Here is a 25,117-nt window from a genome sequence, read left to right on the forward strand (position 1 = left end):
CAAATTAATAGCATCGCGCACACTGATGCCTCTGGCATCGGTATGCGCGTATTTGTATGTCGGCAATGAGCATATTGTCGACTTTTATTATATATTTACTGCTAAATCTCCTATATATGGGTACAATCGCTATTATTTTAATTGTTTTAGCCCTGTTGGTGGTATTCTCAAGTTTTGTGACCATACAGCAAGGTACTATTGGGGTGACCACGATCTTTGGAAAGTATAACCGTATTTTGTTCCCCGGACTTAATTTCAAAGTGCCCCTTGTTGAAAAAGTATTCAAACGTGTTTCCATTCAGAATCGCTCGGTAGAGCTGGAATTCCAGGCCATTACTGTTGACCAGGCAAATGTTTACTTCAAAGCTATGTTGCTGTATTCCGTATGGAATCAGGAGGAAAATACCATCAAAAATGTGGCTTTTAAGTTCCTGGACGAGCGTAGTTTTATGCAGGCGCTGGTACGTACCATTGAGGGTTCTATCCGCGGATTTGTGGCTACTAAAAGGCAATCAGAGGTATTGGGATTGCGTCGTGATATCACAGAACATGTGAAAGAACAGATTGACCTGACACTGGAAGGATGGGGATATCACCTGCAGGATCTGCAGATGAATGATATCACTTTTGATGATGCGATTATGAAATCTATGGCGCAGGTAGTGGCGTCTAATAACCTGAAAGCTGCGGCTGAAAATGAGGGGCAGGCATTGCTGATCACCAAGACGAAAGCTGCGGAAGCTGAGGGTAATGCGATCAAGATTGCAGCGGAAGCTGAACGTCAGGCAGCACAGCTGCGTGGTATGGGTGTGGCGCTGTTCCGTGAAGAGGTGGCAAAAGGTATGTCTATGGCGGCGAAGGAAATGCAGCAGGCGAATTTGGATACGTCTGTGATCTTGTTCTCTATGTGGACGGAGGCGATCAAGCACTTCTCTGAGAATTCGAAGGGTAATGTGATCTTCCTGGATGGGTCTTCTGAAGGGATGGAGCAGACAATGAAGCAGTTGATGGCGTTGAATAAACTCCAGGTAAAATAACCAATAGTCTGGAATGAAGTCTCGCATAGCGAGACTCCATTCCAGAAGCGAAAAGCAAAGGGCGCTCATACATGGGCGCCCTTCGCTTTTCGCCTTTTAATTTTTATCTTCTTTGTGCAAAGAATGTCTTTACTAATTGCAGGCTTTCTGCCTCGCCGGGCCCTTGTTCAACCTTTGTCTTGGGATGAAAAGGATTCGCCTCTCCGGTAGATTTTCTGTAACTGTTCTTTTCATCTTTTGCTGCATATACAATGCGGCCGATCTTACTCCAATACAGCGCCCCCGCGCACATCAGACAGGGTTCCAGCGTTACATAAAGTGTAGCTTCCATCAGGTATTTGCTACCTAAAAAATTGAAAGCCGCAGTCAGCGCCAGCATTTCTGCATGTGCAGTACAGTCATTCAGTTTCTCTACCTGGTTGCTGCCACGCCCAATGATCTTATCATTGAGAACGACAATAGCCCCCACAGGTACTTCTCCTTCATCAAAGGCTTTGCGGGCCTCACGCATAGCCTGCTGCATATAAAACTCATCCGTCATCCCTGCTGCTGATTTATCAGGTTTAAAAATTCATCCTCACTCAGGATGTGTATTGTATTGATCTTTTTCGCTTTTTCCAGTTTACTGCCTGCATCGTCACCTACCACAAGGTAATTCAGCTTGCTGGATACCCCACTCAGGATCTTACCACCCTGCTGTTCTACCATGGCTTCTGCATCACTACGTTTCAGCTTATTGAGCGTACCGGTAAAGAGGAATGTTTGTCCGTCGAATGTACCACCCACCGGATGATCTGAACGGGTGCTTTTCAGGTTCAGCCCTAATTCTTCCAGGTGTTTCAGCATATCCAGGTTTTCCGGCGTAGCGAAGAACTGTTTGATACTGCCAGCTACTTTTGGTCCTATATCTTCCAGCGCAAGCAATTGTTCTTCTGTCCAGTCTTTGAAATCCGGCAGGTAACTGATGGCATTTGCCAGTGTCTTGGCGGTGGTTTCGCCCACATAGCGGATACCCAAACCAAAGATCAGGCGGTGCAAAGGCTGGGTCTTGGAGGCTTCGATCGCTGTTTGCAGGTTAGTGAGTGATTTCTTTCCAAATCCTTCCAGTTGTTCCAGTTTGCTAAAGTCGATGGTATAGATACCCGGAATATCGCGCATCAGCTCCAGCCCGTAAAACTTACGGACATTGCTTTCCCCAAAACTCTTGATGTCCATCGCATCTTTGCTTACGAAGTGGATCATTCTTTCTACCACCTGCGCTTCGCAGTTAATATTGATACAACGCCATACGCTTTCACCTTCCGGTTTGAAAAGTGGCTCTTTACATACCGGGCATTCTTTAGGGAATACAATTTCCTTTTCAGAACCATCCCGCAGGTCAGCGACTGACTTTACGATATAAGGGATCACATCGCCGGCTCTTTCCACCAGGACGGTATCACCAAGTTTCAAATCCTTTTCACGGATTACATCTTCATTAAATAATGAAATGGAACCAACTGTAACACCACCAATGGGTACAGGATCGATCTTGGCCACAGGGGTAATAGAACCGGTACGACCTACCTGGAATTCCACATCCCTCAGTTTGCTGGTGGCCTGGCGGGCTTTGAACTTGTACGCCATGGCCCAGCGGGGGTGGTGGGTAGTCATACCCAGTTTATCCTGCAGTTCGTAATCATTTACTTTTATTACCATTCCATCTATTTCATATGGAAGGTTATCCCTTTCATTTTCGAAAGCCAGCACATAATCGATCACTGCCTGAATGCCTTTTACGACCTTTTTCTCCTTAGCGGGAGAGCGAAAGCCCAGTTGGGTCAGCATATCCAGGGTATTGCTATGGGTTTGGATCTCCTTTGGTTCAGTCTGCCCGTCTTCCATAGTATGATAGCTCATGTGGTAAAGGAAGGCTTCCAGGCCCCGTTTCGCCACTTCCTTCGGGTCTACCATGCGGAGGGAACCTGAGGCGGCATTACGGGGATTGGCCAGTGGCGGCAGGTTTTCGGCAACACGCTGGTCATTAAAGGCTTTGAAAGTGCTCTTATTAATTAATACCTCGCCACGGATTTCGATGGTATGGATACCAAATTTCGAAAAGTTGGCCGTGAGGGGGATAGAGCGGATCTGGCGGATATTGGTGGTAATATCATCGCCTGCCACACCGTCGCCCCGGGTAGCGCCCCGGGTCAGGCGATCGTTTTCATATATTAATGATATACTGGCACCATCGAATTTGGGCTCTATGCAATATTCTATATCGGTGAGGCCGCTGATTTCCCGGGCTTTGCGGTCCCAGTCCAGCAGGTCATCGGCATTGTAAGAGTTTTCCAGGCTCAGCATGGGTACCAGGTGCTGTACCGTCGGAAAGGCTTTGTTAAGCCCCAGGGCTACGCGCTGGGTAGGGGAGTCCGGGCTTATAAGGTCCGGATGAGCCGTTTCCAGCTGTTTCAACCATGCAAAGAGCTGATCATATTCAAAATCGCTCAGCACAGGATCGCTCTGTACATAATAGCGCCAGTCATTGTAGAGTATGACACGACGGAGGTTTTCCAAAGTTTCATCAATGGAGGAGGGGCTTTCTTTTTTTTGCAATTGAGCTAACAGTTGCTTCGCTAATTGCGCTAAAGTGATTTCTATTTCTTTCGTATACATATATTTTTACTATCGGCGTGTAAATTTAAAATACTTTCTGAACTATTTCTAAAATGGCAAATTTCCTTTACTGTATTAGGTTTTAGTGTATTTTGGCACTATCTGCACCTATTAATTTTAAGAAAAAGATGAGCAAAAAGTTTTTTATTAACAAAAAATTAATTAAGATTGTGTAACGAAACGAAAGCAACTGAAAGACGGATACAAAAATTGTAGATTGATAAGGAACAAGTGAAAGGTTGAATGTTTACCAGGCCTATGCGCTCCTTAAAGAAATCTATCAACGAAGTGAAAAACGACCAAAATTAGTTTAAAGCCATTTATAAATTTCACGTAAGCCTTTATAAATTCCAAGAGTTTGTCTTTGTAAATTCCACAAGGCCTTTATAAATTCCAGCCTTTATGAATTCCACGAAAGCTATTAAAGCTATTATGTAGATTCCACGTACAATATTTAATAATTCCACGTCAATGAAATCTGGCAAGTGTGTATTGCTGATTTTGTGTGATACTTCCCCTGCATAAAAGGATTTATGCAGGGGAATTTTTTTAGTGGAAAGGGGCAAAAGGAAAGAGAAATAAAAAAGGAATTTTAAATTGCATATAAAGACGCATCTTTCCTCCTTAAAAAACAACCCCTTGCATCTTTTGCCGAAGGCAAATACAAATAATTACATATTTCTTCTATACTGCCCACCCACTTCATACAAAGCATGCGTGATCTGTCCCAGTGAGCAATACTTCACCGTCTCCATCAACTCAGAAAAAATATTCCCATTCTCAATAACCACCTCTTGTAATTTTTTCAATGCTTCAACACTTTCCGATGCATGCCGCTGATGAAAAGCCTCCAACGTATGTATCTGAAAATCCTTCTCCTCTTTCGTACTCCTGATCACCTCCGAAGGAATGATCGTAGGCGATCCCTTTGCATTCAAAAATGTATTGACCCCAATAATCGGATATGCGCCACTATGCTTCAACGATTCATAATGCAAACTCTCTTCCTGTATCTTATTCCGCTGGTACATCCGCTCCATCGCTCCCAATACCCCGCCTCTCTCTGTAATCCTGTTGAACTCCGCCATCACTGCCTCTTCCACCAGGTCTGTCAACTCTTCAATGAAGAAAGACCCCTGTATGGGATTCTCATTTTTGGCAGTCCCTAATTCTCTGTTGATGATCAGTTGTATCGCCATTGCTCTTCGCACACTCTCTTCAGTAGGCGTAGTAATTGCTTCATCGTATGCATTTGTATGCAGTGAATTACAATTATCATAAATCGCGTATAACGCCTGCAGGGTAGTGCGGATATCATTGAAATCTATTTCCTGCGCATGCAGGCTCCGTCCAGACGTTTGTATATGATACTTCAGTTTTTGTGAACGATCATTTCCCTTATACTTGTATTTAATGGCCTTGGCCCAGATGCGCCTTGCCACACGCCCGATCACCGCATACTCCGGATCCATTCCATTACTAAAGAAGAACGAAAGGTTCGGTGCAAAATCGTTGATCTTCATACCCCTGCTCAGGTAATACTCCACATATGTAAACCCATTCGCGAGCGTAAACGCCAGCTGTGTGATGGGATTCGCACCAGCCTCCGCGATATGATAACCAGATATACTCACAGCATAAAAATTCCTCACCTTTTCCTCTATGAAATACTGCTGTACATCGCCCATCAACTTCAATGCAAACTCAGTAGAGAAGATACAGGTATTCTGTGCCTGGTCTTCTTTGAGTATATCTGCCTGCACGGTGCCTCTCACAGCACTCAGCGCCTTTGCTTTTATATTGGCATATACATCGGCAGGCAATACCTTGTCGCCGGAAATACCCAGTAGTTTTAATCCCAATCCATTATTCCCTTCCGGCAGTTCGCCGGCATACTTTGGTCCGTTCTTCACATCTTCCTGAATGCCTTGTTTCGCCATATACTTTTCACACTCCTGATCAATCGCCGCATTCATAAAAAACGCCAGCAGGATGGGAGCGGGGCCATTTATAGTCATAGATACAGACGTCATGGGGTCGCACAGGTCAAAGCCGCTATAAAGTTTCTTCGCATCATCCACTGTTGCTATGCTCACACCTGAATTTCCCACCTTGCCATAAATATCCGGTCTGAAACCCGGATCTTCCCCATACAATGTGACACTGTCAAATGCGGTACTCAGGCGCCTTGCCGGCTGACCTGCAGATACATAATGGAACCTTTTATTCGTACGTTCCGGTCCTCCTTCTCCTGCAAACATGCGGGTAGGATCTTCACCTTCTCTCTTCATCGGAAATACACCTGCAGCATAAGGGAATGCCCCCGGTATATTTTCAGTGAGTAACCAGCGCAGCTGATCGCCCCAATCCTTGTAAGTAGGCAGACTGATTCTGGGAATGCGTAAACCGGCAAGACTTTCTGTAAAGAGTGGGAGGTTGATTGTCTTCTCTCTTACCGTGAATGAATAGTGATCTCCCTTATATTGTTGTTGTAAAGCAGGCCATTCTTCCAATAACTGACTACAATCAGGATGTAGTTCTTTTTTCAACTGATCTGCGATGTTTTGCAATTGTTGTTGTAAGTGCGGTTGTTTCAGCAAACTGATACTACCATTCAGCTGGTACAGTTTAGTGGCAATCGTACATTGTTCTTTTACCCAGTTGTCATATTCTTCCAACGAAGTCACAATTTCTGCAAGGTAGCGTGCCCGTGAAGGAGGGATGATCTGTGTGCGTGTTGTCGGAGAATGACCGTCATCTTTAGTAGCAGGTAATTTCAATGCCGTCAACAGTTTTTGAAACAACTGGTTGATACCTGCATCATTGAACTGTGACGCGATCGTACCCACGATAGGCAAATCACTATCCGCTGCATTCCACAGCTGGTGTGCTCTTTTGTATTGCCGCTTTACATCCTGCAAAGCATCGAGTGCACCGGCTTTATCGAATTTATTGATCGCAATCACATCCGCATAATCCAGCATGTTAATCTTTTCAAGCTGGCTGGCGGCACCGTATTCAGGTGTCATTACATAGAGCGATACATCGCAGTGATCGATAATAGCCGTATCACTCTGTCCGATACCAGAAGTTTCAAGAATAATGAGGTCAAAACGGGCCAGACGGCAGATGTCTATTGCTTCCTGTATATGCGCACTGATGGCCTTATCGCTATCGCGGGTGGCCAGGGAGCGCATATAGGCCCTGGGGTGATGTATGGCATTCATGCGGATACGATCTCCCAGCAAGGCGCCACCCGTCTTCTTTTTAGAAGGATCTACTGATATAACAGCAATGGTTTTGTCTGTAAATGCGTGTAGAAAACGACGTACCAGTTCGTCGGTCACACTACTTTTGCCTGCACCGCCAGTACCTGTTATACCCAGTACCATACTGCCTTTTACAGGTTTTGGCAGTGACAACTGATCACTTTCGGCAGCAGTGATCGCTGCAGCAATAAGGTGATTGTTTTGCTCCGGTAGTTGAGCTAGTTCGCCATTTAGCTGTTGTAAAGTCGCGAAGTTGCATTGCCTGATTACATCGGCGATCATGCCTTCCAGCCCCATTTGCCGGCCATCGTCGGGAGAGTAGAGGCGTGTGATGCCATAGGCATGCAATTCCTCTATTTCGGAGGGAAGAATGGTACCACCGCCGCCTCCGAATATTTTAATATGTCCGCAGTCTTTTTCGTGCAGCAGGTCATATATGTATTTAAAGAATTCGACATGCCCGCCCTGGTAAGAGGTGATGGCTATGCCCTGGGCATCTTCCTGTATGGCACAGTCCACAATTTCGGCAGCGGAGCGGTTGTGGCCCAGGTGAATTACTTCGGCCCCCTGTGATTGCATGATCCTGCGCATGATATTGATCGCTGCATCATGGCCGTCAAAGAGTGCTGCTGCTGTAACTATTCGAATTTTATGCGCTGGAATATCAGTCATTTTGCTTTGGTGTTTAACAATAGTGTGGTATCGTGGAATTTTGCTATGTAATTTACAAATTACAGATTACTTAATATTCCCGTATTTTTTTATTTTACACCCATTATTCACGTTTATTGACTTGCATTTCCACAAAAAGCGCAAATCGTAATTGAAAACTTATAACAGAAATGGTGGCAAGAAGAGACTTTATCAGGAACAGCGGTTTGCTGGCAGGCGCTATAGCGCTGGGATTTCCTAAGGCTGTATTCGCCCATGCAGGATACGTTTCCAAACGTCCTCCACTGGCAGAACGTAAGTTCACTAGTCAGGCAGTAGAACAAATGATCGCAAGCATCAAGAAAGAAGTTGCCGATCCGAAGCTGGGCTGGCTGTTCGAGAACTGTTTTCCAAATACCCTGGACACCACCGTGGTTCACAAGGTAGAAAACGGTCGTCCCGATACCTTTGTATTGACAGGAGATATCCACGCGATGTGGTTACGTGACTCGACCGCCCAGGTATGGCCTTACCTGGAGCTGGTAAATGAAGATGAAAAGCTGAAACAGCTGATCGCGGGTGTGGTGAACAGGCAGACGAAATGCGTGATCATCGATCCTTATGCAAATGCGTTCAACGAGGGGCCTACCGGTTCGGAGTGGGATAGTGACCTGACTGAAATGAAGCCTGAACTGCATGAAAGAAAATGGGAAATTGACTCTCTGTGCTATACTGTAAGACTGGCATACAACTATTGGAAGAAAACCAATGATGCCAGTGTACTGGACGATACCCACAAAAAAGCGGCTAAACTGATCGTGAAAACTTTCAAGGAGCAGCAGCGTAAAGATGGTCCTGGTCCTTACCATTTCCAGCGTAATACACCGAAGCAGTCTGATACTGTAGCCAACAGTGGTTATGGTAGTCCGATCCTGCCAGTAGGTTTGATTGCATCTATGTTCCGTCCATCTGATGATGCGACTGTGTTCCCTTTCCTGATTCCTTCCAACATGTTTGCAGTAGTATCTCTGCACCAGTTGTCTGAAATCAGTGAAGTGGTGTACAAAGATGCAGCCTTTGCTAAGGAATGTAAAGATCTGGCAGAAGAGGTAGATAGGGCTATCAAGGCGTATGCGATCGTAGAGCATCCTTCTCTGGGCAAGATGTATGGTTTTGAAGTAGATGGTTTTGGTAACCGTTTGTTCCTGGACGATACAAACGTACCAAGTCTGTTGTCTATTCCTTACCTGGGTTATACTACTGCTGATGATCCGTTGTATCAGACAGCGCGCCACTTTGTATGGAGTCCTTTCCATTGCTGGTTCTACAGGGGTAAATACGGTGAGGGTGTAGGTAGCCCGCACACCGGAGTAGACAAGATCTGGCCAATGAGTATTATCATGAAGGCGTTGACCAGCAGCGATAAGGAAGAAATTGCCGGCTGTCTGAAAACCCTGCGTAATACCGATGGTGAAACCGGGTTTATACATGAATCTTATCATAAGGACAATCCTTCAGACTATACCCGTCCATGGTTTGCATGGGTGAATACACTGTTCGGTGAGCTGATTGTGAAAATTCACAATGAGTATCCTGAACTGCTGAAGCGCAATTATGCGTGATAGCCTGTGTTTCCTTAAGTATTTGCAAAAAATCGCTTTTGCCATTGGCGGAAGCGATTTTTTGCTTTTATTACAGCCGTTAAATGATAAAACATGGCCCCTATTGCTATTTATGAAGAACAGATGGATCACTACAAGACGGAACTGGCGAAGTTCAGGCGTCAGTTGAGTCTTCTGGGATATTTGCGTTTACTCAGTTTTCTGATCATGTTGTTCTTTGGCTACCTGTATTTCCGGGATGCTTTTGCACCCATCTGGTTAGTGCCTATTGTGCTCATGCTGGTTGTATTTGCAGGTGCGCTGGTATTCTATACGCGGATACAGGACAGGCAAACGCTGGCAAAGACCTTGCTGCATTTGAATGAGAAGGAGTATCACCTGGTCACTACAGGGGATTCAACGTTTTATGACGGGGCCTTTTTTGTGGATGAAACGCATCCTTATACAGGAGATCTCGATGTGTTCGGACATTCTTCATTATACAGTCATATGAATCGTGCGGGTACATTGACAGGTGCTGCCGTGCTGGCGCAATTTTTAAAAGAGCCATGGCTGGGTGTAGAGAAGACGAAGGAAAGACAGGAGGTTGTGAAGGAACTGGTGCCCAGACTACAATTCAGGCAGTTGCTCACAGCGCAGGGGCAGCTGGCAGGGGAGAAGAGTGATGACCAGCAGGAGCTGAGACTGTGGCTGGATATGCCGATCCGGTTTATCAATAACCAGTTTGTACAGATCATGAGATGGGTAAGCCCTATACTCAGTCTGGCGGCCATCGTGTATTGTAGCATTACTTTAAATATCTACCCATTGCTGGGTGTATTGGCGATTAATGGGTTGATATTAAGACAGTATCTGGTGCACATAAACCGTCAGCATACTCTGATTACCAGCAAGGAGCGCGTGTTTGCTAAATTTGGGCTGCTGGTGCAGATGATCAACGCTGAGAATTTTGGGCAGGCGGCAATGTTGAAAAGAGATCAGAAGAAAACGCAGGAGGCAGGTGTCGCCCTAAAACGACTGGCGAGAATTGTGAATACATGGGACCAGCGTCTGAATATGCTGGTGGGTTTATTGCTGAACGGATTGGCATTGTATGATCTGCATTGTGCGGTAATATTGGAAAAATGGAAGCTGGAATACAAGGACAAGGTAGCTGGTTGGATGGATGTGATTTACCCCCCCCCCCCCCCCCCCCCCCCCCCCCCCCCCCCCCCCCCCCCCCCCCCCCCCCCCCCCCCCCCCCCCCCCCCCCCCCCCCCCCCCCCCCCCCCCCCCCCCCCGGATTTGAGATCTATAACAGTATGGCTACGTTTGCGTATAATCATCCGGAATTCATTTATCCGGAGGTGAATGATACGCAGTCGAAGCTGACAGGAAAAGGGATTGGTCATCCGTTAATTCCTGCGGAAGAAAGCGTGAAGAACGATATTATGATTGGTACGCCGCAGCAGTTTTTAATTATTACAGGTTCGAATATGAGTGGTAAGAGTACATTCCTGCGGAGTGTGGGTAGTAACCTGTTGCTGGCTATGTGCGGGTTGCCGGTGTGTGCGGAGGAGTTTTCCTGTAGCCCTATGAAGATCATGACGAGTATGCGGATCAAGGATTCCATCGCGAAGCATACCTCTTATTTCCAGGCGGAGCTGCTGCGGTTGCAGGAGATTGTGAAGGTGTTAAAATCAGGGGAGAAGGTGTTTATCCTGCTGGATGAGATCCTGAAAGGAACGAACTCAGAAGATAAGTTGTCCGGGTCCCGTAGTCTGATCGCGCATTTCCTGCAATACAATTGCCTGGGCATGATTGCTACGCACGACCTGGAGCTGGGGCATATGGAAGAGGAGTATCCGGGTAGAGTTAGGAACTATTGTTTTGAGAGTACGATCAGGGATGAGCAGTTGTTCTTTGATTACCGGATCAGGGAAGGGGTCGCCAGGAATAAAAATGCAACATTCCTGATGAAGAAGATGGAGATAATTTAATTTGCGCATGCTAATATAATTAGTATTTTAGCTAAAAATATTAGCTATGACCTTGCCTTTTCAAGAGAGCGTACCGGAGAATCTCTATTATAAAGGACGTGGTGCCCAATTAAATCCTAAGAACAAATATCTAAAGAACGAATACGCACAGGAGCATGCTGAGGGCATTGACGAATGGTGGCAGGCAGACGTGCCTACCCAGATCCTGGAAGAACACGCTAAAACACTGGTGAATAAAGTGGATAGTCCTGATGTAGGCATGTGGTATAGCATGAATCCCTACCAGGGCTGCGAACATGGATGTATCTACTGCTATGCCCGCAATGCCCACCAATTCTGGGGCATGAGCGCCGGTCTTGATTTTGAAAGAAAGATCGTAGTCAAAAAGAACGCACCCGAACTACTGCGAAAGTTCCTCGACAATAAAAGTTGGGTACCCAAGCCCATTTCCATGTCAGGCAATACAGATTGTTACCAGCCGCTGGAACGGAAAATGTTCCTGACCCGTTCCTTACTACAGATTGCATGGGAGTACAAACAGCCCATTGGCATCATTACAAAAAACTCCCTTGTATTACGAGACAAGTATATACTGCAGCAGATGGCGCAGCATAACCTGGTATGCGTGTATGTATCCATAACAACGGCAGATGAGGATCTGCGTCAGAAAATGGAGCCCCGTACTACCACGGCAGCGCAGCGATTCAAGATAGTAAAAGAGCTGAGTGAACTGGGGATACCAGTAGGTGTGATGACTGCACCAATGATTCCTGGGTTAAATGATCATGAAATGCCGCAGCTGTTAGAAATGGCCGCAGCGAATGGCGCTAAATTTGCAGGATATACAGTTGTTCGTTTGAACGATGCCGTGAAGGTGATTTTTAATGACTGGTTATACAAAAATTTCCCGGACAGGGCCGACAAAGTGTGGCATCATATCGAAGGGCTGCATGGCGGCCAGGTAAATGACAGCAACTTTGGAAGAAGGATGAGAGGAGAAGGAAATATGGCAGATCTGATTCGTCAGCAATTCAAAGTACATACGAAGAAGAATGGGTTGAACCAGGAGAAGTTTGAATTCAATACAGAATTGTTTCAGCGTCCGCAAGTGCAGCTACGTTTGTTTTAGCACATATCATTGCTACTGATTATATTAGATTGCTCTATAAAAAATTAGAAAAAATTTATTAAAGAATATTGCAGAAATAAAAAAATAAAAAATATCTTTGTGGAGCAATAAAAAAAGATAAATGAAACGCAGTCCAAAACATATTAATTCAGCGATGTCCTGTAAGCAAAAGCAGGCCAGCTGTGGGTTGCGGGATTGTTGCACCAATTGATAACAAAGAAATAACTTATCAAATGATAAAACAAAAGTCCCGCAGATGATGCGGGACTTTTTGCTTTTTAAGCACTGAAATGAAGACGACTGAGTTAGATAAGGAATCGATACAGACAACTGTTATGTGTATATACTATCCAGGAAAGCTGGCAGTATCTGCGCGATGGATCGCATTGGCTTCTACGGGGCCGAATGGGCTAGGTATGTACTGACATAAGTAGACTTATGTATATACACCCGGCCCGGATGCAAGGAGCCGGGTTTTTTATTTTATAAACAATCCGGTGAAACGAAAAAACAAACTATGGACATTAATATTTTTTAATACTGTTATGTACTAACCGTGTACAGAAAGTGGATCGGGATAGGGTGCATAACCCCAAACAGCTAGAAGATGAGAAACGTAATTCAAGTAGTAAGAGAGGCATTGCTCACCAATTTCAGGGAGTTAGACAAGTGGTTTGATAAAGAAGCTGACCTGTTACACTATAAACCTGACGCGGGGCATTGGAATGCCAGAGAAGTGCTGGAACATATCAGCCTTACAAATTATTTCCTGTTACTGATTATTAACAAGAGTACACGTCGTGCCCTGGATCGCAGACATGCGGCCGGAGCGATTACATTGCCTGCAGATTACCATGAAAAGTTTGACCAGATCGATGTAATAGGTAGCCGTTCTTTTGGATGGATCAGACCCGAACACCTGGAGCCTAGCGGCCTGCAGGACATGCACGAAATCAGAACCTTGCTCAAACAACAGTTTGCGCAATGTATGTATAATCTTAGTCTGCTGAAAAATGGAGAAGGCATGTTGGTACTTACCAATATGTCTGTGAATCACCTGGGCAAACTGGATATTTACCAGTACATCTACTTTTTAACTAAGCACATCGAGCGCCACATTCGCCAGATGGAAAGGTTAAAAAGAGAATACAATGGAGAAAAAGAACCGGCTACACGTATTGTGACAGCCATCGTAGATGCGCCAGACGAAGCAGCAGCAGATATGGCAGTGCTATAATGGTCAACTATATTGTTCATCCTTTGTTTTTTAATTCCGCTGTTCTAATACCATTCAATGTACCGGTAACAATCTTGTTGCCGGTATTTTTTGTGAAGCGAACAGCAACCCTAAAATTTGTTAATATGCCCAAATGAAATTGTAAGAAACATCGTACATATACCGCGGGGTAATCCTGCCCTGCCAGTTTTCTTATATAAGAATGTACCTTTGCAATCATTTTTAAAAATCGCATGGAAAATATTTTACAGCAGCGGGTGATCAGTGGGGATACTATTTTTGGCAATGGCCTGCTTGAGAGCAGACCCTTTTACCTGTATTATTTCAATAGAATACCTAATATAAGTATGGTTTACGGCATTAACGGTGAGCGGTCGCTTGCCGCTTTTAAAAATGCCTACAAGGATAAAATATCAGAAGTATACAGAAGGGAAGAGATCGACAAGAAAGATAAAACTTATCAGCATGACCTCTCCATTGTCTTGCTCAACAATGAGTTAATGGTGGAGTTTGGCGATGGTTACTGCGAAATTCTGCACAATGGCCATTCAGACCCCTTTGTCAAAGAAATAACTACCCTGGTAAGAAGATACCGTACCCGCGAAAAGAAAAAGAAATTTGAACTGAACCTGATCACCGTGGAAAATGGCACTCTGACGCTAAAACCCATGGAGTTCAAGCGGACTAAACTGGACCTGCATCTCTATTATGAGGATGACTTCCTGTCCATCGATCAGCTGATATACAAACGTCTGAATACAGACGAAGATAAAGGGATTGTATTACTGCATGGATTGCCTGGTACCGGTAAGACCACTTACCTGCGGTATCTGATCGGCCGATTGAAGAAGAGAGTGTTATTCCTTTCTCCGGCAGTGGCCCGCAATATTATGCAGCCTGAGTTTATCGATCTGCTGATTGATAACCCGAATACCATTCTGGTGATTGAAGATGCGGAGAATATCATCATGGATAGAAAGACTACAGGGAATTCTTCCGTGTCTAACCTCCTGAACCTGTCCGATGGTCTGCTGGCAGACTGTCTGAATGTGCAGGTGATCTGTACTTTCAATAGTGATATTTCACAGATTGACAGCGCATTGCTGAGGAAAGGGCGTTTGATCGCTAAGTATGAGTTTGGTAAGTTGTCAGTAGATAAGGCGCGTCAGCTGTCAGGGAAACAGGGTTTCCAGACGTTGATTGATAAGCCGATGACGATAGCCGAGGTGATGAACCAGCATGAGCCCAGCTTTGAAAAGCAGGAGGTGACTATTGGTTTCAGGGCCGGGTTTAAGATGTAGTATTTCTGTCTTTCAGAATAAAAGGAGGGTCATCAATCTGATGAACCCTCTTTTCCTTTTTATATAGCCGGCCTCTTCTTTACTAGTAGTTATTCAGGAATTTATATATTTTTAAGTGTTATTTATATGATAAATTATTAAAGGGGACGATTTTATTCACTAGTCATAGAGGAGCATTCCATTATTTCTATAACCTAACAGCTTATGCAACACCACAGCCTTTTTCCAATTAGGCCAGCCGTTCTATTAATTATCCTGATGGCCTTTTTTTCCTGTAAGAAAGAAACGATTATCAATCAGTCATTGATTGCCGAAACAGCATCCACGTACAATTTCATAAAGTTTTGGTTTGATACTGCGCAAAACCCACTTTATCTGAATAGTACGATTTCAATGACTATCGATGGCAACTCCATTACAGGTAGAGTTCCTTATTATACGAATATTACTTCGCTGATTCCTTCTTTTGAAATGAACGGTGTTTCAGTGACAGTCAATGATTCAGCGCAAACCAGTGGAGTCAATGCGCAAAACTTCAAGAAAGTCGTTTATTACAATGTAGTCGGTGAGGATGGAACAAAAAGCACTTATACTATAAACCTGACTAATTTTACGGGTTTACCTGTCATAAATATCAAGACGGCTGATGGTATTGCTATTTCCTCCAAAGATGATTATGTAACAGGTACTATTTCTATAGATGGTGCAGGCATATATGATGACCTGAGTGAAACTTCGATGAAAATAAAAGGGCGTGGTAATTCAACCTGGGGACAACCTAAAAACCCTTACAAGATGAAGTTTGATAGCAAGACGGCTATATTAGGAGAGGCGAAGGCGAAGACCTGGGTGCTATTGGCCAATTATTTTGATAATACTATGCTACGTAATGGGACAGCATGGTTTATGGGACAATTAAGTAATCTGGATTGGACTCCTAGTAGTCACTTTGCGGAAGTTTTTCTCAATAATGTATTTATAGGTTGTTACCAGATTACAGATCAGGTAGAAGAAGGTAGCAACAGGGTGAATGTTGGTGATGATGGGTACCTGGTGGAAGTAGACCAGCTATCCAGGCTGGATGCTGATGACATCTATTTTCAGACATCCCGTATTCTCTGTAGTATAAAGGCCCCCGATGTAACGGAGGGGGATGAGCAATATACATACATCAAAGATTATGTAACAGCAGCTGAAAATGCTTTGTATGCAGACAACTTTACAGATCCGGAAGAAGGCTATGCAAAATACCTGGATGTAACCAGCTTTGTAGACTGGTACCTGATCAATGAGATTGCCCGCAATACAGATGCGGCCTTTGTATCCAGCTGTTATATGAACCTTATACCAGGGGGAAAACTGAAAATGGGCCCGATATGGGACTTTGATATTGCATTCGGAAATGTGAATTACAATACGAACTACAGCCCCGAGGGATGGTATATAAATGGTGGTTTATGGCTGGAACGTTTGTGGAAAGATCCTGCCTTTATTGCGAAACTGAAAACCCGCCTGGCTTATTTTAAATCAGAGGAAAACACGATACTTGGTTATATTAATAATACAGCTACAAGTCTGAATTATTCTGTAATTGAAAATAACAATAAATACCAGACGCTTTATACCTATACCTGGCCTAATTACGCCATTTTAGGATCGTATGACAATGAGGTACTGTACCTCAAAACCTGGTTACATTCCCGTCTGGCCTGGATGGAAACTGCGTTGGATACCCTTTGAGCAAGGGATTGCAGGATGTAAAGAAATAGAATAGCTTTTGCCATCTGGTAGAAGCTATTTTTGTCTATTAGATTTGTAGACTATTGGAATTTATTTGTAATATTGTACTGATCAAGCTCCATTGGCCACCAAACAGTGGGCTATTTTTTCCTGTTAGAAAATAATAGTTGTGCATTTAAATCACATGGCCTGGGCGATCCCCCTATTTTTGGGATTAATGGTAATTGAGTACCTGGTAGCTAAGAAAACCGGGAAGAACTATTTTGGATTTGCTGAAAGTGTCAGCAATATTAACGTTGGTATTGCTGAACGTCTGTTTGACACCTTTACTGTTGGTCTTTTTTATTTTGTGTATGATTTCCTTCACAGGCATTTCGGTATTTTCCACATTTCTTCCGGCCCTTTATTATGGTTCAGTCTTTTGTTACTGACAGATTTCATCTGGTATTGGTACCATAGGCTGGCGCATGAAGTGAACATACTCTGGGCGGTACATGTCGTTCATCATCAGAGTGAGGATTTTAATTATACCGTATCAGCGAGGATCACCGTATTACAGGCGGTTGCACGTATGTGTTTCTGGAGCATATTACCTGTGATTGGTTTTCCACCGGCTATGATCGTCAGTGTACAGCTGGTACATGGTATCTATCCATTTTTTATCCATACCCGTACTATTCCTAAACTGGGTATTCTGGAATATATACTGGTTACGCCATCTCATCACCGGGTACATCATGCGGCAAATGAGCAATACCTGGACAGGAACTATGGGGATGTATTCATATTCTGGGACAAGCTGTTTGGCACCTTTACAGAAGAAAATGAGGAACCGGTTTATGGGTTGACCAAACCACTGAATAGTTACAGCTTTTTATGGCAGCATTTTCACTTTATATTAGAAATTATTTACACTGTCCGGCAAACGAAAGGCTGGTTGCCTAAACTGAAAGTGATTTTTGGTAAGCCGGACTATATAGATCCTGCTCTCAGGACCCGGCTGGAAGAAAAGTTCCTTGTTCAGGACAGAAATGGTGTACCTAACCATCGGTTACAATCTTATATCATTGCACAGGTTGGTTGCCTGATGCTGATCTTATTCAGTTTTCTGTTGCTGGAAAATGTGATTCCTGCTATTATACAGGTCGGTATTTCCCTGTTTATCTTATTGACGCTCATTAATATAGGAGCTATTCTGGAACAAAGACGCTGGGTAGTTTACCTTGAATATGCCAGATTACTTACCCTGTCGGCCATTATCTTATACCAATGGTATCACCCGGTATTGCTATTGACCTTTATAGTTTTACAGTTACCTCTGATCTTTTTCAGAAATCCTTTGGAGAAAGGCTATCTCATGGTCTTATATGGTAGGCAGTAGTATAATTGTTAAATTAATTATAAAAAGGCAGGTAGTCCTCCAGGAGGATTACCTGCCTTTTTCTGTTATAAAATTATGAATAACAACTGATTAGGTGTATTTTGGGTAGGAGTATATGGCTTTGGTCCGGATATATTCCGGGGTGATGATATAGCTGTCTGAAGAATAATGTTTCTTATTACCAGTGGTTTAAACTGAGTGAATTATACTAATATTATTTTAATTCTTACTACATCTTTAATCTTCGGGTATAATTTTCAATCTAATAGGAATTAGTTCACTGGTTTCCATTGGGGTAATATTTATATGTTATTTTTAATAGCTTTGCACCTGACTTTTTCCAGATGGCAAAAAATCATTGGGAACTAGTGTATTGAAATTGTTTTAATAATCCGTGAAGATTTTATCTGATATTTCATGTTGAAGAAATTACTTTTGCTACAGCTGTTTATAATGTTAATTGGTAATTGTGCCTTTGCGCAGAATAACACCAATTCCTCATCATCGTCTTCTTCAAGCCAATTAAGTCAGGTAAAAGTTGATAACCTCACAGATGACCAGATCCGTCAGCTGGTTGCAGAAATGAAGAAAAACAATGTTTCCTACTCACAAATAGATGATTATGCAGCTCAGAGAGGGATGTCTGATACAGAAGTGCAGAAATTGAAAGCGCGTATCAAGCAATTAAACCTGGATTCTGAGTTAACATCAAACGGAAAGAATAACAATTCCTTCCGCGATAGTACCAGCAGGCAATATAATAACGATGAACAACAGGAAGATGACAGTATTGCCTACTTCCAGGAACGGTATAAAAAGATCAAGGACAGGCAGGATTTTGAAAAGGAACTGAGAAGGCAAAAGATATTTGGTACTGAGTTGTTTAGTAATAAGAACCTGACCTTTGAGCCCAACCTTCGCATGGCGACCCCTCCCAATTACAAACTGGCAGCCAATGATGAGCTGATCATTGAGGTTTATGGCTATTCAGAAGTACAGCACAAACTCAAAGTGAGTCCTGAAGGCTATGTACGGATTCCATACTTAGGGCCTGTGTATGTAAACGGCCTTACAATGGAAGAGGCAAGGAACCGGATCACAAAGCAATTATCCACTATTTACGGTGGCATCAATAATGGTAATACTTCTGTGCAGGTATCCCTGGGCAATATCCGCAGTATCCGCGTGTTACTAATTGGAGAGATTATGCGTCCGGGAACATATACCCTGCCTTCTCTGGCTACTGTGGCCAACGCGTTGTATGTATCCGGTGGTCCTAACGAAAATGGTTCTTTCCGTTACATTGAAGTGATCAGAAACGGGCAAACAATCTCCACTTTTGACTTGTACGACTTCCTGATTCACGGTGATCTTACTAACAATGTCGTATTGCAGGACCAGGATATTGTAAAGGTAAATGCTTATAAAACCCGTATAGAACTGACTGGTGAAATCAAGCGTCCTGCTATTTTTGAAGCAAAGGAATCCGAGACATTGAAAGATATGATCACTTTTGCCGGAGGGTATACTGACAATGCTTACAAAGACATCATCAGGGCATTCAGGGTAAATAACAAGGCCAAAGAAGTAGTGAATGTGCCAGCTGATAAAGTAAGTAGCTTTCACTTACATACCGGCGACAAATTCTACATTGATTCCGTCCTTGCCCGGTATATAAACAGGATCACTATTTCCGGTGCGGTTTTCCACCCGGGTGATTATGCACTGGATTCGGGTATGACTGTTCAGGACCTGATTCAGAAAGCAGATGGGCTATTGGAAGACGCGGTGTTGACAAGAGGAGTGATCCGCAGGTTGCAGGATGACTATACACCCGCCTTCATCAGTTTCAATATAAATGATGTAATGGCCGGAAAACAGCCATTGTTACTGAAGAGAGAGGATAGTGTGATTGTTTTCTCCAAGATGAAGGTAAGGGAAGAATATAAAGTGAAGATAGAAGGAGAGGTGAACAAACCTGGCTATTATAACTATGGTGACAGTATGCGCCTGGAAGATCTGATCCTGCTGGCAGGTGGTCTGAAAGACGCGGCGAGCTTGAAACATATTGAAATTTCCCGTCGTATTCGCTCCAATGGCGCTTATGATTCTTCTGATCTTCGCAAGGCCATTACTCAACAGTTTGATATTAATAAAGACCTTTCAGATGCGCCTGAAGCACCTGGTTTTAGTTTGCAGCCTTTTGATGAAGTCATCATTCATAAATCTCCTTCTTATACAGAACAGGCCAATGTACTGCTGGAAGGAGAAGTGGTATATCCAGGTTTCTACACCATTTCCGCCCAGAAAGAACGTATCTCCAGCCTGATTAAGCGTGCTGGTGGTTTGCGTCCTGAGTCTTTCACAGAAGGTTCCTTCCTGCTGCGCAGAACTTACAATAGCAAGGGAGACAGCACATTGCTGCTGGATAAACTGGAAGTATTCTACAATAAGCTGAAAGACAGCTCCGATATTGAAAAAGTGCGTAAGGCAGTAGAAAGAAAAGAACAGCTGGTAGGACTTGAAATGGATAAGATCCTTGCCAATCCAGGTTCTAAATATGACATGTACCTGGAAAACGGGGACGTCATTGTAGTACCTAAAAAGACCCAGACTGTACAATTATATGGTGAGGTATATTTCCCTAAAAAGGTAAGATTCGACAAGAACTATAGTTTCAGGGATTATGTACGTGGTGCAGGCGGCTTTACCAACAATGCGCTGAAACGGAGAAGTTATGTTGTCTTTTCCAATGGCTCAGTAAAGAGTACCCGAAAAGCTATTTTCTTCAACAGATATCCCAGAATGGAACCCGGAGCTGAAATATATATTCCGGCCAAAAGAGGTAACCGTGGGTTAAGTAGCGGAGAGGCGGTAGGTTTGGCTAGTGCACTGGCTTCTCTCGCCCTGGTAATTGTAACAATTATTAATGCAACTAAGTAATACCTGTAACTAATCTGCCAAAATTTCGTTAAAGAAAGAGACTATGGAATATACGAAACAGGTAACTGATAATGGAGGTAAGCAGGAAATGACTTTGAAGCAGCTAATCCTGAAATTAAAGGAATGGTTCGGGTATTTGAGGAGCAAATGGCTTGTCATTGGAGGATTAGCACTATTAGGTGCTGTTATTGGCATATTCCTTTCTCTAAAAGGTAAACCAAAGTATGTAGGTGAACTCACCTTCGTCATGGAAGATAATAAGTCAGGGGGTGCAATGGGGTCTTATGCCAGCATTGCCAGCCAGATGGGTGTAGACCTTGGTAGCGGTGGTTCCGGTTTAGGTGTATTTTCCGGAGATAATATTATGGCATTCCTGACCTCCCGCCTCATGGTGGAAAAGGCGCTCCTGTCTGATGTAACTGTGAATGGGAAAACAACCAGCCTGGCTGACCTTTACATTGAAACCTATCAGATGAGAAGAGAATGGAAGGATGAAAAGTTACAGCATCTGAGTTTTTCTTCCCGCATAGATCGTAAAAACTGGACTTTACAGCAGGACAGCGTCATGAATGGTATTTATATGATGCTGACCAAGATGAACCTGAAAGTAGATAAACCTGATAAAAAACTCAGTTTTATCTCTGTAAGATGTACGTCTGAAAATGAATGGTTTTCCAAGTTATTTACAGAAAAGTTAGTGAAAGAAGCCACTGAATTTTATGTAGAAACCAAAACTCAACGTTCCAGGGCAAATGTAGATGTGTTGCAGTCAAAAGCAGATTCACTGGAACGTTTACTGAATAAAATGACTTATTCTGCCGCAATGACCCGTGACCTGAATCAGAACCCGGTTAGGCAGATCGCCACCGTAGGCTCAGAGATGGTCACAAGGGATAAGGTAATGTTGCAAACTGTATATGCTCAGGTGATACAAAACCTTGAAATGAGCAAGATGTCAATGGCCCAGGAAACACCTATCATTCAGATCGTGGATGTACCCATGCTGCCATTAAAAAAAGAACGTCTGGGCAAATTGAAAGGGATTGTAATAGGAGGTTTTTTAGGAGGCTTTCTTTCAATTTTATATTTAATGCTGGTAAGAATCTACAGGGAGATAATGGCATAATCTCCCCTGCAGTTCCAATAATCTAATGATTGAATGAAGCTTTCCATATTCCAACAATATAAGGATAATGTGATCTTAAACCGATTTGCGAAGGTTTTTAGTGTTGACATATTGGTCAAGGCTTCGGGTTTCATATTACTTCCTGTCTATCTGAAATTGATGACACAGCAGGAGTATGGATTGTATAGTTACCTGATCTCTATCATCTCCACATTTTCCGTTTTTCTCAATTTCGGATTATACATTGCGCAAAGCAAGTTATACCAGGATCTGGAACATAAGGAGAAAGGCAAGTTGTTGTTTACTATACATATTACTCTTTCCCTTGCGTTATTACCTTTATTGCTCATCATTTATGGGTTTAAGCTGGATTATGTGCTGCTGAATTTCCTCTTCAAAAATCCTATTAACTATTCTTTATATCGTTTCCCCATACTCATAGCAGTTGTTACTTCTGTGTATTCTTTCATGCTATCAAATTACTTTCTTACAAGTGAAAGGATACGGTATATTCAACGCTTTAATTTTTTGAGGCTGTTACTGGTGAATGGTCTGGTACTCCTGATCCTTTTCTTTTTTAAAGGAGATGCAGTGGGCATAAGGTTGAAGTATAGCTACATGGTAGAATTGAGTATCACCGGGGTGTTTTTTTATTTCTACATAAAGGCGATGTCACCCAGCTTTGACAGGCAGCTGGCATTCAAATCCCTGAAACTGGGATTGCCTATTATGGCATCTGCATTATGTGATATCGTCATCAATTTTGGAGATAAATTTTTCCTGGAAAAGTACGTTGGATTTAAAGAATTGTCGATTTACTACCTGGCTTTCTCAGGGGCAAGTGTTATCCCTTTCTTCTTCAGTACCCTACAAAATGTTTGGTTACCTATATTTCTGAAAGAAAAAAATCTATCCGAAAACCTACGGAAAACTAAAAAAATGATAAAACGGGTGGGCATCCTGTTACTGCTACTTTGCATAGGCATACTGGTATTTGTGAAATTGGTATTGTGGATTAACCTGATTGACAACCAGAAGTATAGTGCTGTATTGCGTTTGTTGCCTATTATGTTGTTATCACAGGCGATCTCTGCACTTACTCATCTGCTCATTAATTACGTTGTGTATTTTGAACAAACATATTTTACTTCTCTTGTTTCAGTTTGCTTTGGATGCATCTCTTTAGTATGTAATCTCCTGTTCATACGCACCTATGGTATGTATGGAGCGGCATTTTCCCTGCTGGGAATTAATGTGCTGCAGTTCGGAGTTTACTACCTTTTACTAAAGTGGAATGTACGTAAGCGGTTGGTAGTATAAGCAGGAGTTTATAAATAATTTTTTATGAAACTATATCTTGGTACCGCATTCTTTTATCTGAGGAGTATATTGAATACCTTAAAGCAGGTAGGCATTATTATTAGTGAACAACCCCGGTTTTTCAGGGATGCAAACAGGATCAGAAAGGGCATGAAGGCCACTGGCGATTTTCCTCACTTTGCTGTGTATCCCTGTTTGCTGGATAGAACGGCAGAAGGTGGTACTACTAAAGGCCATTATTTTCACCAGGACCTCTGGGTATCTCAGCAGATCTTTAAGGAAAACCCGGTAAAGCATGTCGATATCGGCTCAAGGGTAGATGGGTTTGTGGCACATGTGGCTGCATATCGCTTTATAGAGGTGATTGACGTACGGCCTATAAACAGTGAGATTGATAATATGCAGTTTGTGCAGGCGGATATGATGATGGAGAACCCTCACCTGGAAAATTATTGTGATTCCATGTCCTGTCTCCATGCACTGGAGCATTTCGGCCTGGGCAGATATGGTGATCCACTGGATATAAATGGCCATCTGAAAGGATTTGCCAGTATGTCGAAGATGTTGAAGGTGGGTGGTAAAATGTACTTTTCTGTCCCCATAGGCCCGCAGCGTATTGAATTTAATGCACATCGTGTGTTTAGCATCAATTACCTGTTGAAGATGTTCGCCGCCAATAACTACAAGGTAGATACATTTTGTTTTGTAGATGATAAGGGTGACCTGCACAAAAATGTGTCATTGGCAAATGAGCAGGACGTGGCAGGAAACTTTGGTTGCCAGTGGGGGTGTGGGATATTTAAACTGGAAAAGATTTGATCACATTTAGTCATTTAGGAGATCCTACCTGGGGGCGTCTGGGAAATCAGTTATTCCAGATCGCAGCTACGATAGGTATTGCGGAAAAAAACGGGCAGGATTATGTTTTCCCTGAGTGGAAATATGCCGGTTGCTTCCAGCATCAATTACCTTATCTCACATTGCCTGGCGCATCGTCTTATTACCAGCAGAGAAGCCATTATTACCAGGTACTGCTGCCAGAGGGCAACTGGGACTTGTTTGGTTTTTTCCAGAGTGAAAAGTTCTTTTTAAATGTGGAGGCGCAGGTGCGCCGTTACTTTGAACCTTCTGCGGAAATAGAAGCTTATATACAGGAGCGTTATGGAGCAGTGCTGGCAGGCAATACCTGCAGTATACATGTGAGAAGAGGCGACTACCTGAAATTGCGTTATTCATTCCCGCCACAATCCCTGAGGTATTATCAAAAGGCCATGTCTTTATTTGATAAGCAGACAAAGTTCCTGGTGTTCTCTGACGATATTGAATGGTGTAAAACGAACTTTAAAGGAACACAATTTTACTTTGTGGAGGGAGAACGTGATATCACAGACCTGTTCCTCATGAGCCGTTGCCAGCACCATATACTGTCAAACAGTAGCTTTAGCTGGTGGGGCGCCTGGCTGAATAAATCAGCGCAAAAGCGGGTCATTTGTCCTGAGCACTGGTTCGGTCCGGAGACCAGTATCAACCCTGATAAGGTATCCAAAGATATTTATGCCAGCAATTTTGAGCGCCTGAGAATGAGTGAAAGTCCATTGGCTGGTGTGAATTACAGAATATATGCATTTACTATTTTCGTATACAGGGCGGTATATAACTGGACGATGAAATGCCTCCGTGCTGTATGGAAGCCAATTAAGAAGATTATATACCGACCAGACCATTGA

17 protein-coding genes are annotated in these 25,117 nt (G+C 43.3%); 14 read left to right on the plus strand and 3 right to left on the minus strand.

The annotated features are described in order from the left end of the window. Positions 1-116: 116 nt before the first annotated feature. The gene (locus QQL36_RS09550) at positions 117-1,037 is read left to right on the plus strand and encodes an SPFH domain-containing protein (protein ID WP_083724460.1); all 921 of its coding nucleotides are present in this window, start codon (positions 117-119) and stop codon (positions 1,035-1,037) included. A gap of 103 nt (positions 1,038-1,140) precedes the next feature. On the opposite strand, the gene QQL36_RS09555 is transcribed toward QQL36_RS09550, so the two are convergent. From QQL36_RS09555 to QQL36_RS09565, 3 genes are all read right to left on the minus strand, one after another. Next, positions 1,141-1,578 carry a nucleoside deaminase gene (locus tag QQL36_RS09555; protein WP_083724462.1) on the minus strand — a complete coding sequence of 146 codons (438 nt, stop codon included), beginning with the start codon at positions 1,576-1,578 and terminating at the stop codon, positions 1,141-1,143. Continuing rightward, positions 1,575-3,692 (minus strand): NAD-dependent DNA ligase LigA, encoded by a 2,118-nt coding sequence (gene ligA, locus QQL36_RS09560; RefSeq protein ID WP_083724464.1) that lies wholly within the window; start codon positions 3,690-3,692, stop codon positions 1,575-1,577. The genes QQL36_RS09555 and ligA overlap by 4 nt, the downstream gene beginning before the upstream one ends. Before the next feature lie 671 nt (positions 3,693-4,363). Then, positions 4,364-7,633 carry a methylmalonyl-CoA mutase family protein gene (locus QQL36_RS09565; protein ID WP_321569595.1) on the minus strand — a complete coding sequence of 1,090 codons (3,270 nt, stop codon included), beginning with the start codon at positions 7,631-7,633 and terminating at the stop codon, positions 4,364-4,366. A 170-nt stretch (positions 7,634-7,803) separates the two neighbouring features. Here QQL36_RS09565 and QQL36_RS09570 point away from each other — a divergent pair, with 170 nt between their 5' ends. The 13 genes from QQL36_RS09570 (at position 7,804) to QQL36_RS09630 (ending at position 25,117) form a co-directional block, all read left to right on the plus strand. Then, entirely contained in the window at positions 7,804-9,234 is a 1,431-nt protein-coding gene (locus QQL36_RS09570) for a glycoside hydrolase family 125 protein (RefSeq protein ID WP_321569596.1), read from the plus strand. Positions 9,235-9,327: 93 nt separating this feature from the next. Then, complete coding sequence (locus tag QQL36_RS09575) at positions 9,328-10,584, plus strand: hypothetical protein (RefSeq protein WP_321569597.1); 1,257 nt, start codon at positions 9,328-9,330, stop codon at positions 10,582-10,584. Continuing rightward, positions 10,536-11,213, plus strand: coding sequence for a MutS-related protein (locus QQL36_RS09580; RefSeq protein WP_321569598.1), 678 nt, complete (start codon positions 10,536-10,538; stop codon positions 11,211-11,213). The genes QQL36_RS09575 and QQL36_RS09580 overlap by 49 nt, the downstream gene beginning before the upstream one ends. A gap of 46 nt (positions 11,214-11,259) precedes the next feature. Next, a complete protein-coding gene (locus QQL36_RS09585) occupies positions 11,260-12,342 on the plus strand; it encodes a PA0069 family radical SAM protein (RefSeq protein WP_083724474.1) in 1,083 nt (360 codons plus the stop codon). A gap of 607 nt (positions 12,343-12,949) precedes the next feature. Next, positions 12,950-13,579, plus strand: a complete 630-nt coding sequence (locus QQL36_RS09590) for a DinB family protein (protein WP_321569599.1) — start codon at positions 12,950-12,952, stop codon at positions 13,577-13,579. 233 nt (positions 13,580-13,812) lie between these two features. Continuing rightward, positions 13,813-14,880, plus strand: coding sequence for an AAA family ATPase (locus QQL36_RS09595; RefSeq protein ID WP_321569600.1), 1,068 nt, complete (start codon positions 13,813-13,815; stop codon positions 14,878-14,880). 258 nt (positions 14,881-15,138) lie between these two features. Further along, a complete protein-coding gene (locus QQL36_RS09600) occupies positions 15,139-16,620 on the plus strand; it encodes a CotH kinase family protein (RefSeq protein ID WP_321569601.1) in 1,482 nt (493 codons plus the stop codon). A gap of 169 nt (positions 16,621-16,789) precedes the next feature. Then, positions 16,790-18,001 (plus strand): sterol desaturase family protein, encoded by a 1,212-nt coding sequence (locus QQL36_RS09605; protein ID WP_083724484.1) that lies wholly within the window; start codon positions 16,790-16,792, stop codon positions 17,999-18,001. A 417-nt stretch (positions 18,002-18,418) separates the two neighbouring features. Continuing rightward, entirely contained in the window at positions 18,419-20,944 is a 2,526-nt protein-coding gene (locus QQL36_RS09610) for an SLBB domain-containing protein (protein ID WP_083724486.1), read from the plus strand. Between the two features lie 43 nt (positions 20,945-20,987). Next, positions 20,988-22,070 (plus strand): hypothetical protein, encoded by a 1,083-nt coding sequence (locus tag QQL36_RS09615; protein WP_083724488.1) that lies wholly within the window; start codon positions 20,988-20,990, stop codon positions 22,068-22,070. A 33-nt stretch (positions 22,071-22,103) separates the two neighbouring features. Beyond that, positions 22,104-23,390, plus strand: coding sequence for a lipopolysaccharide biosynthesis protein (locus QQL36_RS09620; RefSeq protein ID WP_083724490.1), 1,287 nt, complete (start codon positions 22,104-22,106; stop codon positions 23,388-23,390). A 24-nt stretch (positions 23,391-23,414) separates the two neighbouring features. Beyond that, entirely contained in the window at positions 23,415-24,209 is a 795-nt protein-coding gene (locus QQL36_RS09625) for a DUF268 domain-containing protein (protein WP_220388787.1), read from the plus strand. Beyond that, on the plus strand, positions 24,206-25,117 hold the full coding sequence (locus QQL36_RS09630; RefSeq protein ID WP_083724491.1) for an alpha-1,2-fucosyltransferase: 912 nt from the start codon (positions 24,206-24,208) through the stop codon (positions 25,115-25,117). The genes QQL36_RS09625 and QQL36_RS09630 overlap by 4 nt, the downstream gene beginning before the upstream one ends.

This window comes from Chitinophaga sp. LS1 (assembly GCF_034274695.1).
Taxonomy (GTDB): domain Bacteria; phylum Bacteroidota; class Bacteroidia; order Chitinophagales; family Chitinophagaceae; genus Chitinophaga.

Excerpts from the sequence above, each read along its gene's own strand:
- QQL36_RS09585 (WP_083724474.1), top strand. The coding sequence starts at position 11,260 with ATGACCTTGCCTTTTCAAGAGAGCGTACCGGAGAATCTCTATTATAAA.
- QQL36_RS09555 (WP_083724462.1), bottom strand. The coding sequence starts at position 1,578 with ATGACGGATGAGTTTTATATGCAGCAGGCTATGCGTGAGGCCCGCAAA.
- QQL36_RS09580 (WP_321569598.1), top strand. The coding sequence starts at position 10,536 with ATGGCTACGTTTGCGTATAATCATCCGGAATTCATTTATCCGGAGGTG.
- ligA (WP_083724464.1), bottom strand. The coding sequence starts at position 3,692 with ATGTATACGAAAGAAATAGAAATCACTTTAGCGCAATTAGCGAAGCAA.
- QQL36_RS09550 (WP_083724460.1), top strand. The coding sequence starts at position 117 with ATGGGTACAATCGCTATTATTTTAATTGTTTTAGCCCTGTTGGTGGTA.
- QQL36_RS09625 (WP_220388787.1), top strand. The coding sequence starts at position 23,415 with ATGAAACTATATCTTGGTACCGCATTCTTTTATCTGAGGAGTATATTG.
- QQL36_RS09570 (WP_321569596.1), top strand. The coding sequence starts at position 7,804 with ATGGTGGCAAGAAGAGACTTTATCAGGAACAGCGGTTTGCTGGCAGGC.
- QQL36_RS09590 (WP_321569599.1), top strand. The coding sequence starts at position 12,950 with ATGAGAAACGTAATTCAAGTAGTAAGAGAGGCATTGCTCACCAATTTC.
- QQL36_RS09575 (WP_321569597.1), top strand. The coding sequence starts at position 9,328 with ATGGCCCCTATTGCTATTTATGAAGAACAGATGGATCACTACAAGACG.
- QQL36_RS09595 (WP_321569600.1), top strand. The coding sequence starts at position 13,813 with ATGGAAAATATTTTACAGCAGCGGGTGATCAGTGGGGATACTATTTTT.
- QQL36_RS09620 (WP_083724490.1), top strand. The coding sequence starts at position 22,104 with ATGAAGCTTTCCATATTCCAACAATATAAGGATAATGTGATCTTAAAC.
- QQL36_RS09615 (WP_083724488.1), top strand. The coding sequence starts at position 20,988 with ATGGAATATACGAAACAGGTAACTGATAATGGAGGTAAGCAGGAAATG.
- QQL36_RS09600 (WP_321569601.1), top strand. The coding sequence starts at position 15,139 with ATGGCCTTTTTTTCCTGTAAGAAAGAAACGATTATCAATCAGTCATTG.
- QQL36_RS09565 (WP_321569595.1), bottom strand. The coding sequence starts at position 7,633 with ATGACTGATATTCCAGCGCATAAAATTCGAATAGTTACAGCAGCAGCA.
- QQL36_RS09610 (WP_083724486.1), top strand. The coding sequence starts at position 18,419 with ATGTTGAAGAAATTACTTTTGCTACAGCTGTTTATAATGTTAATTGGT.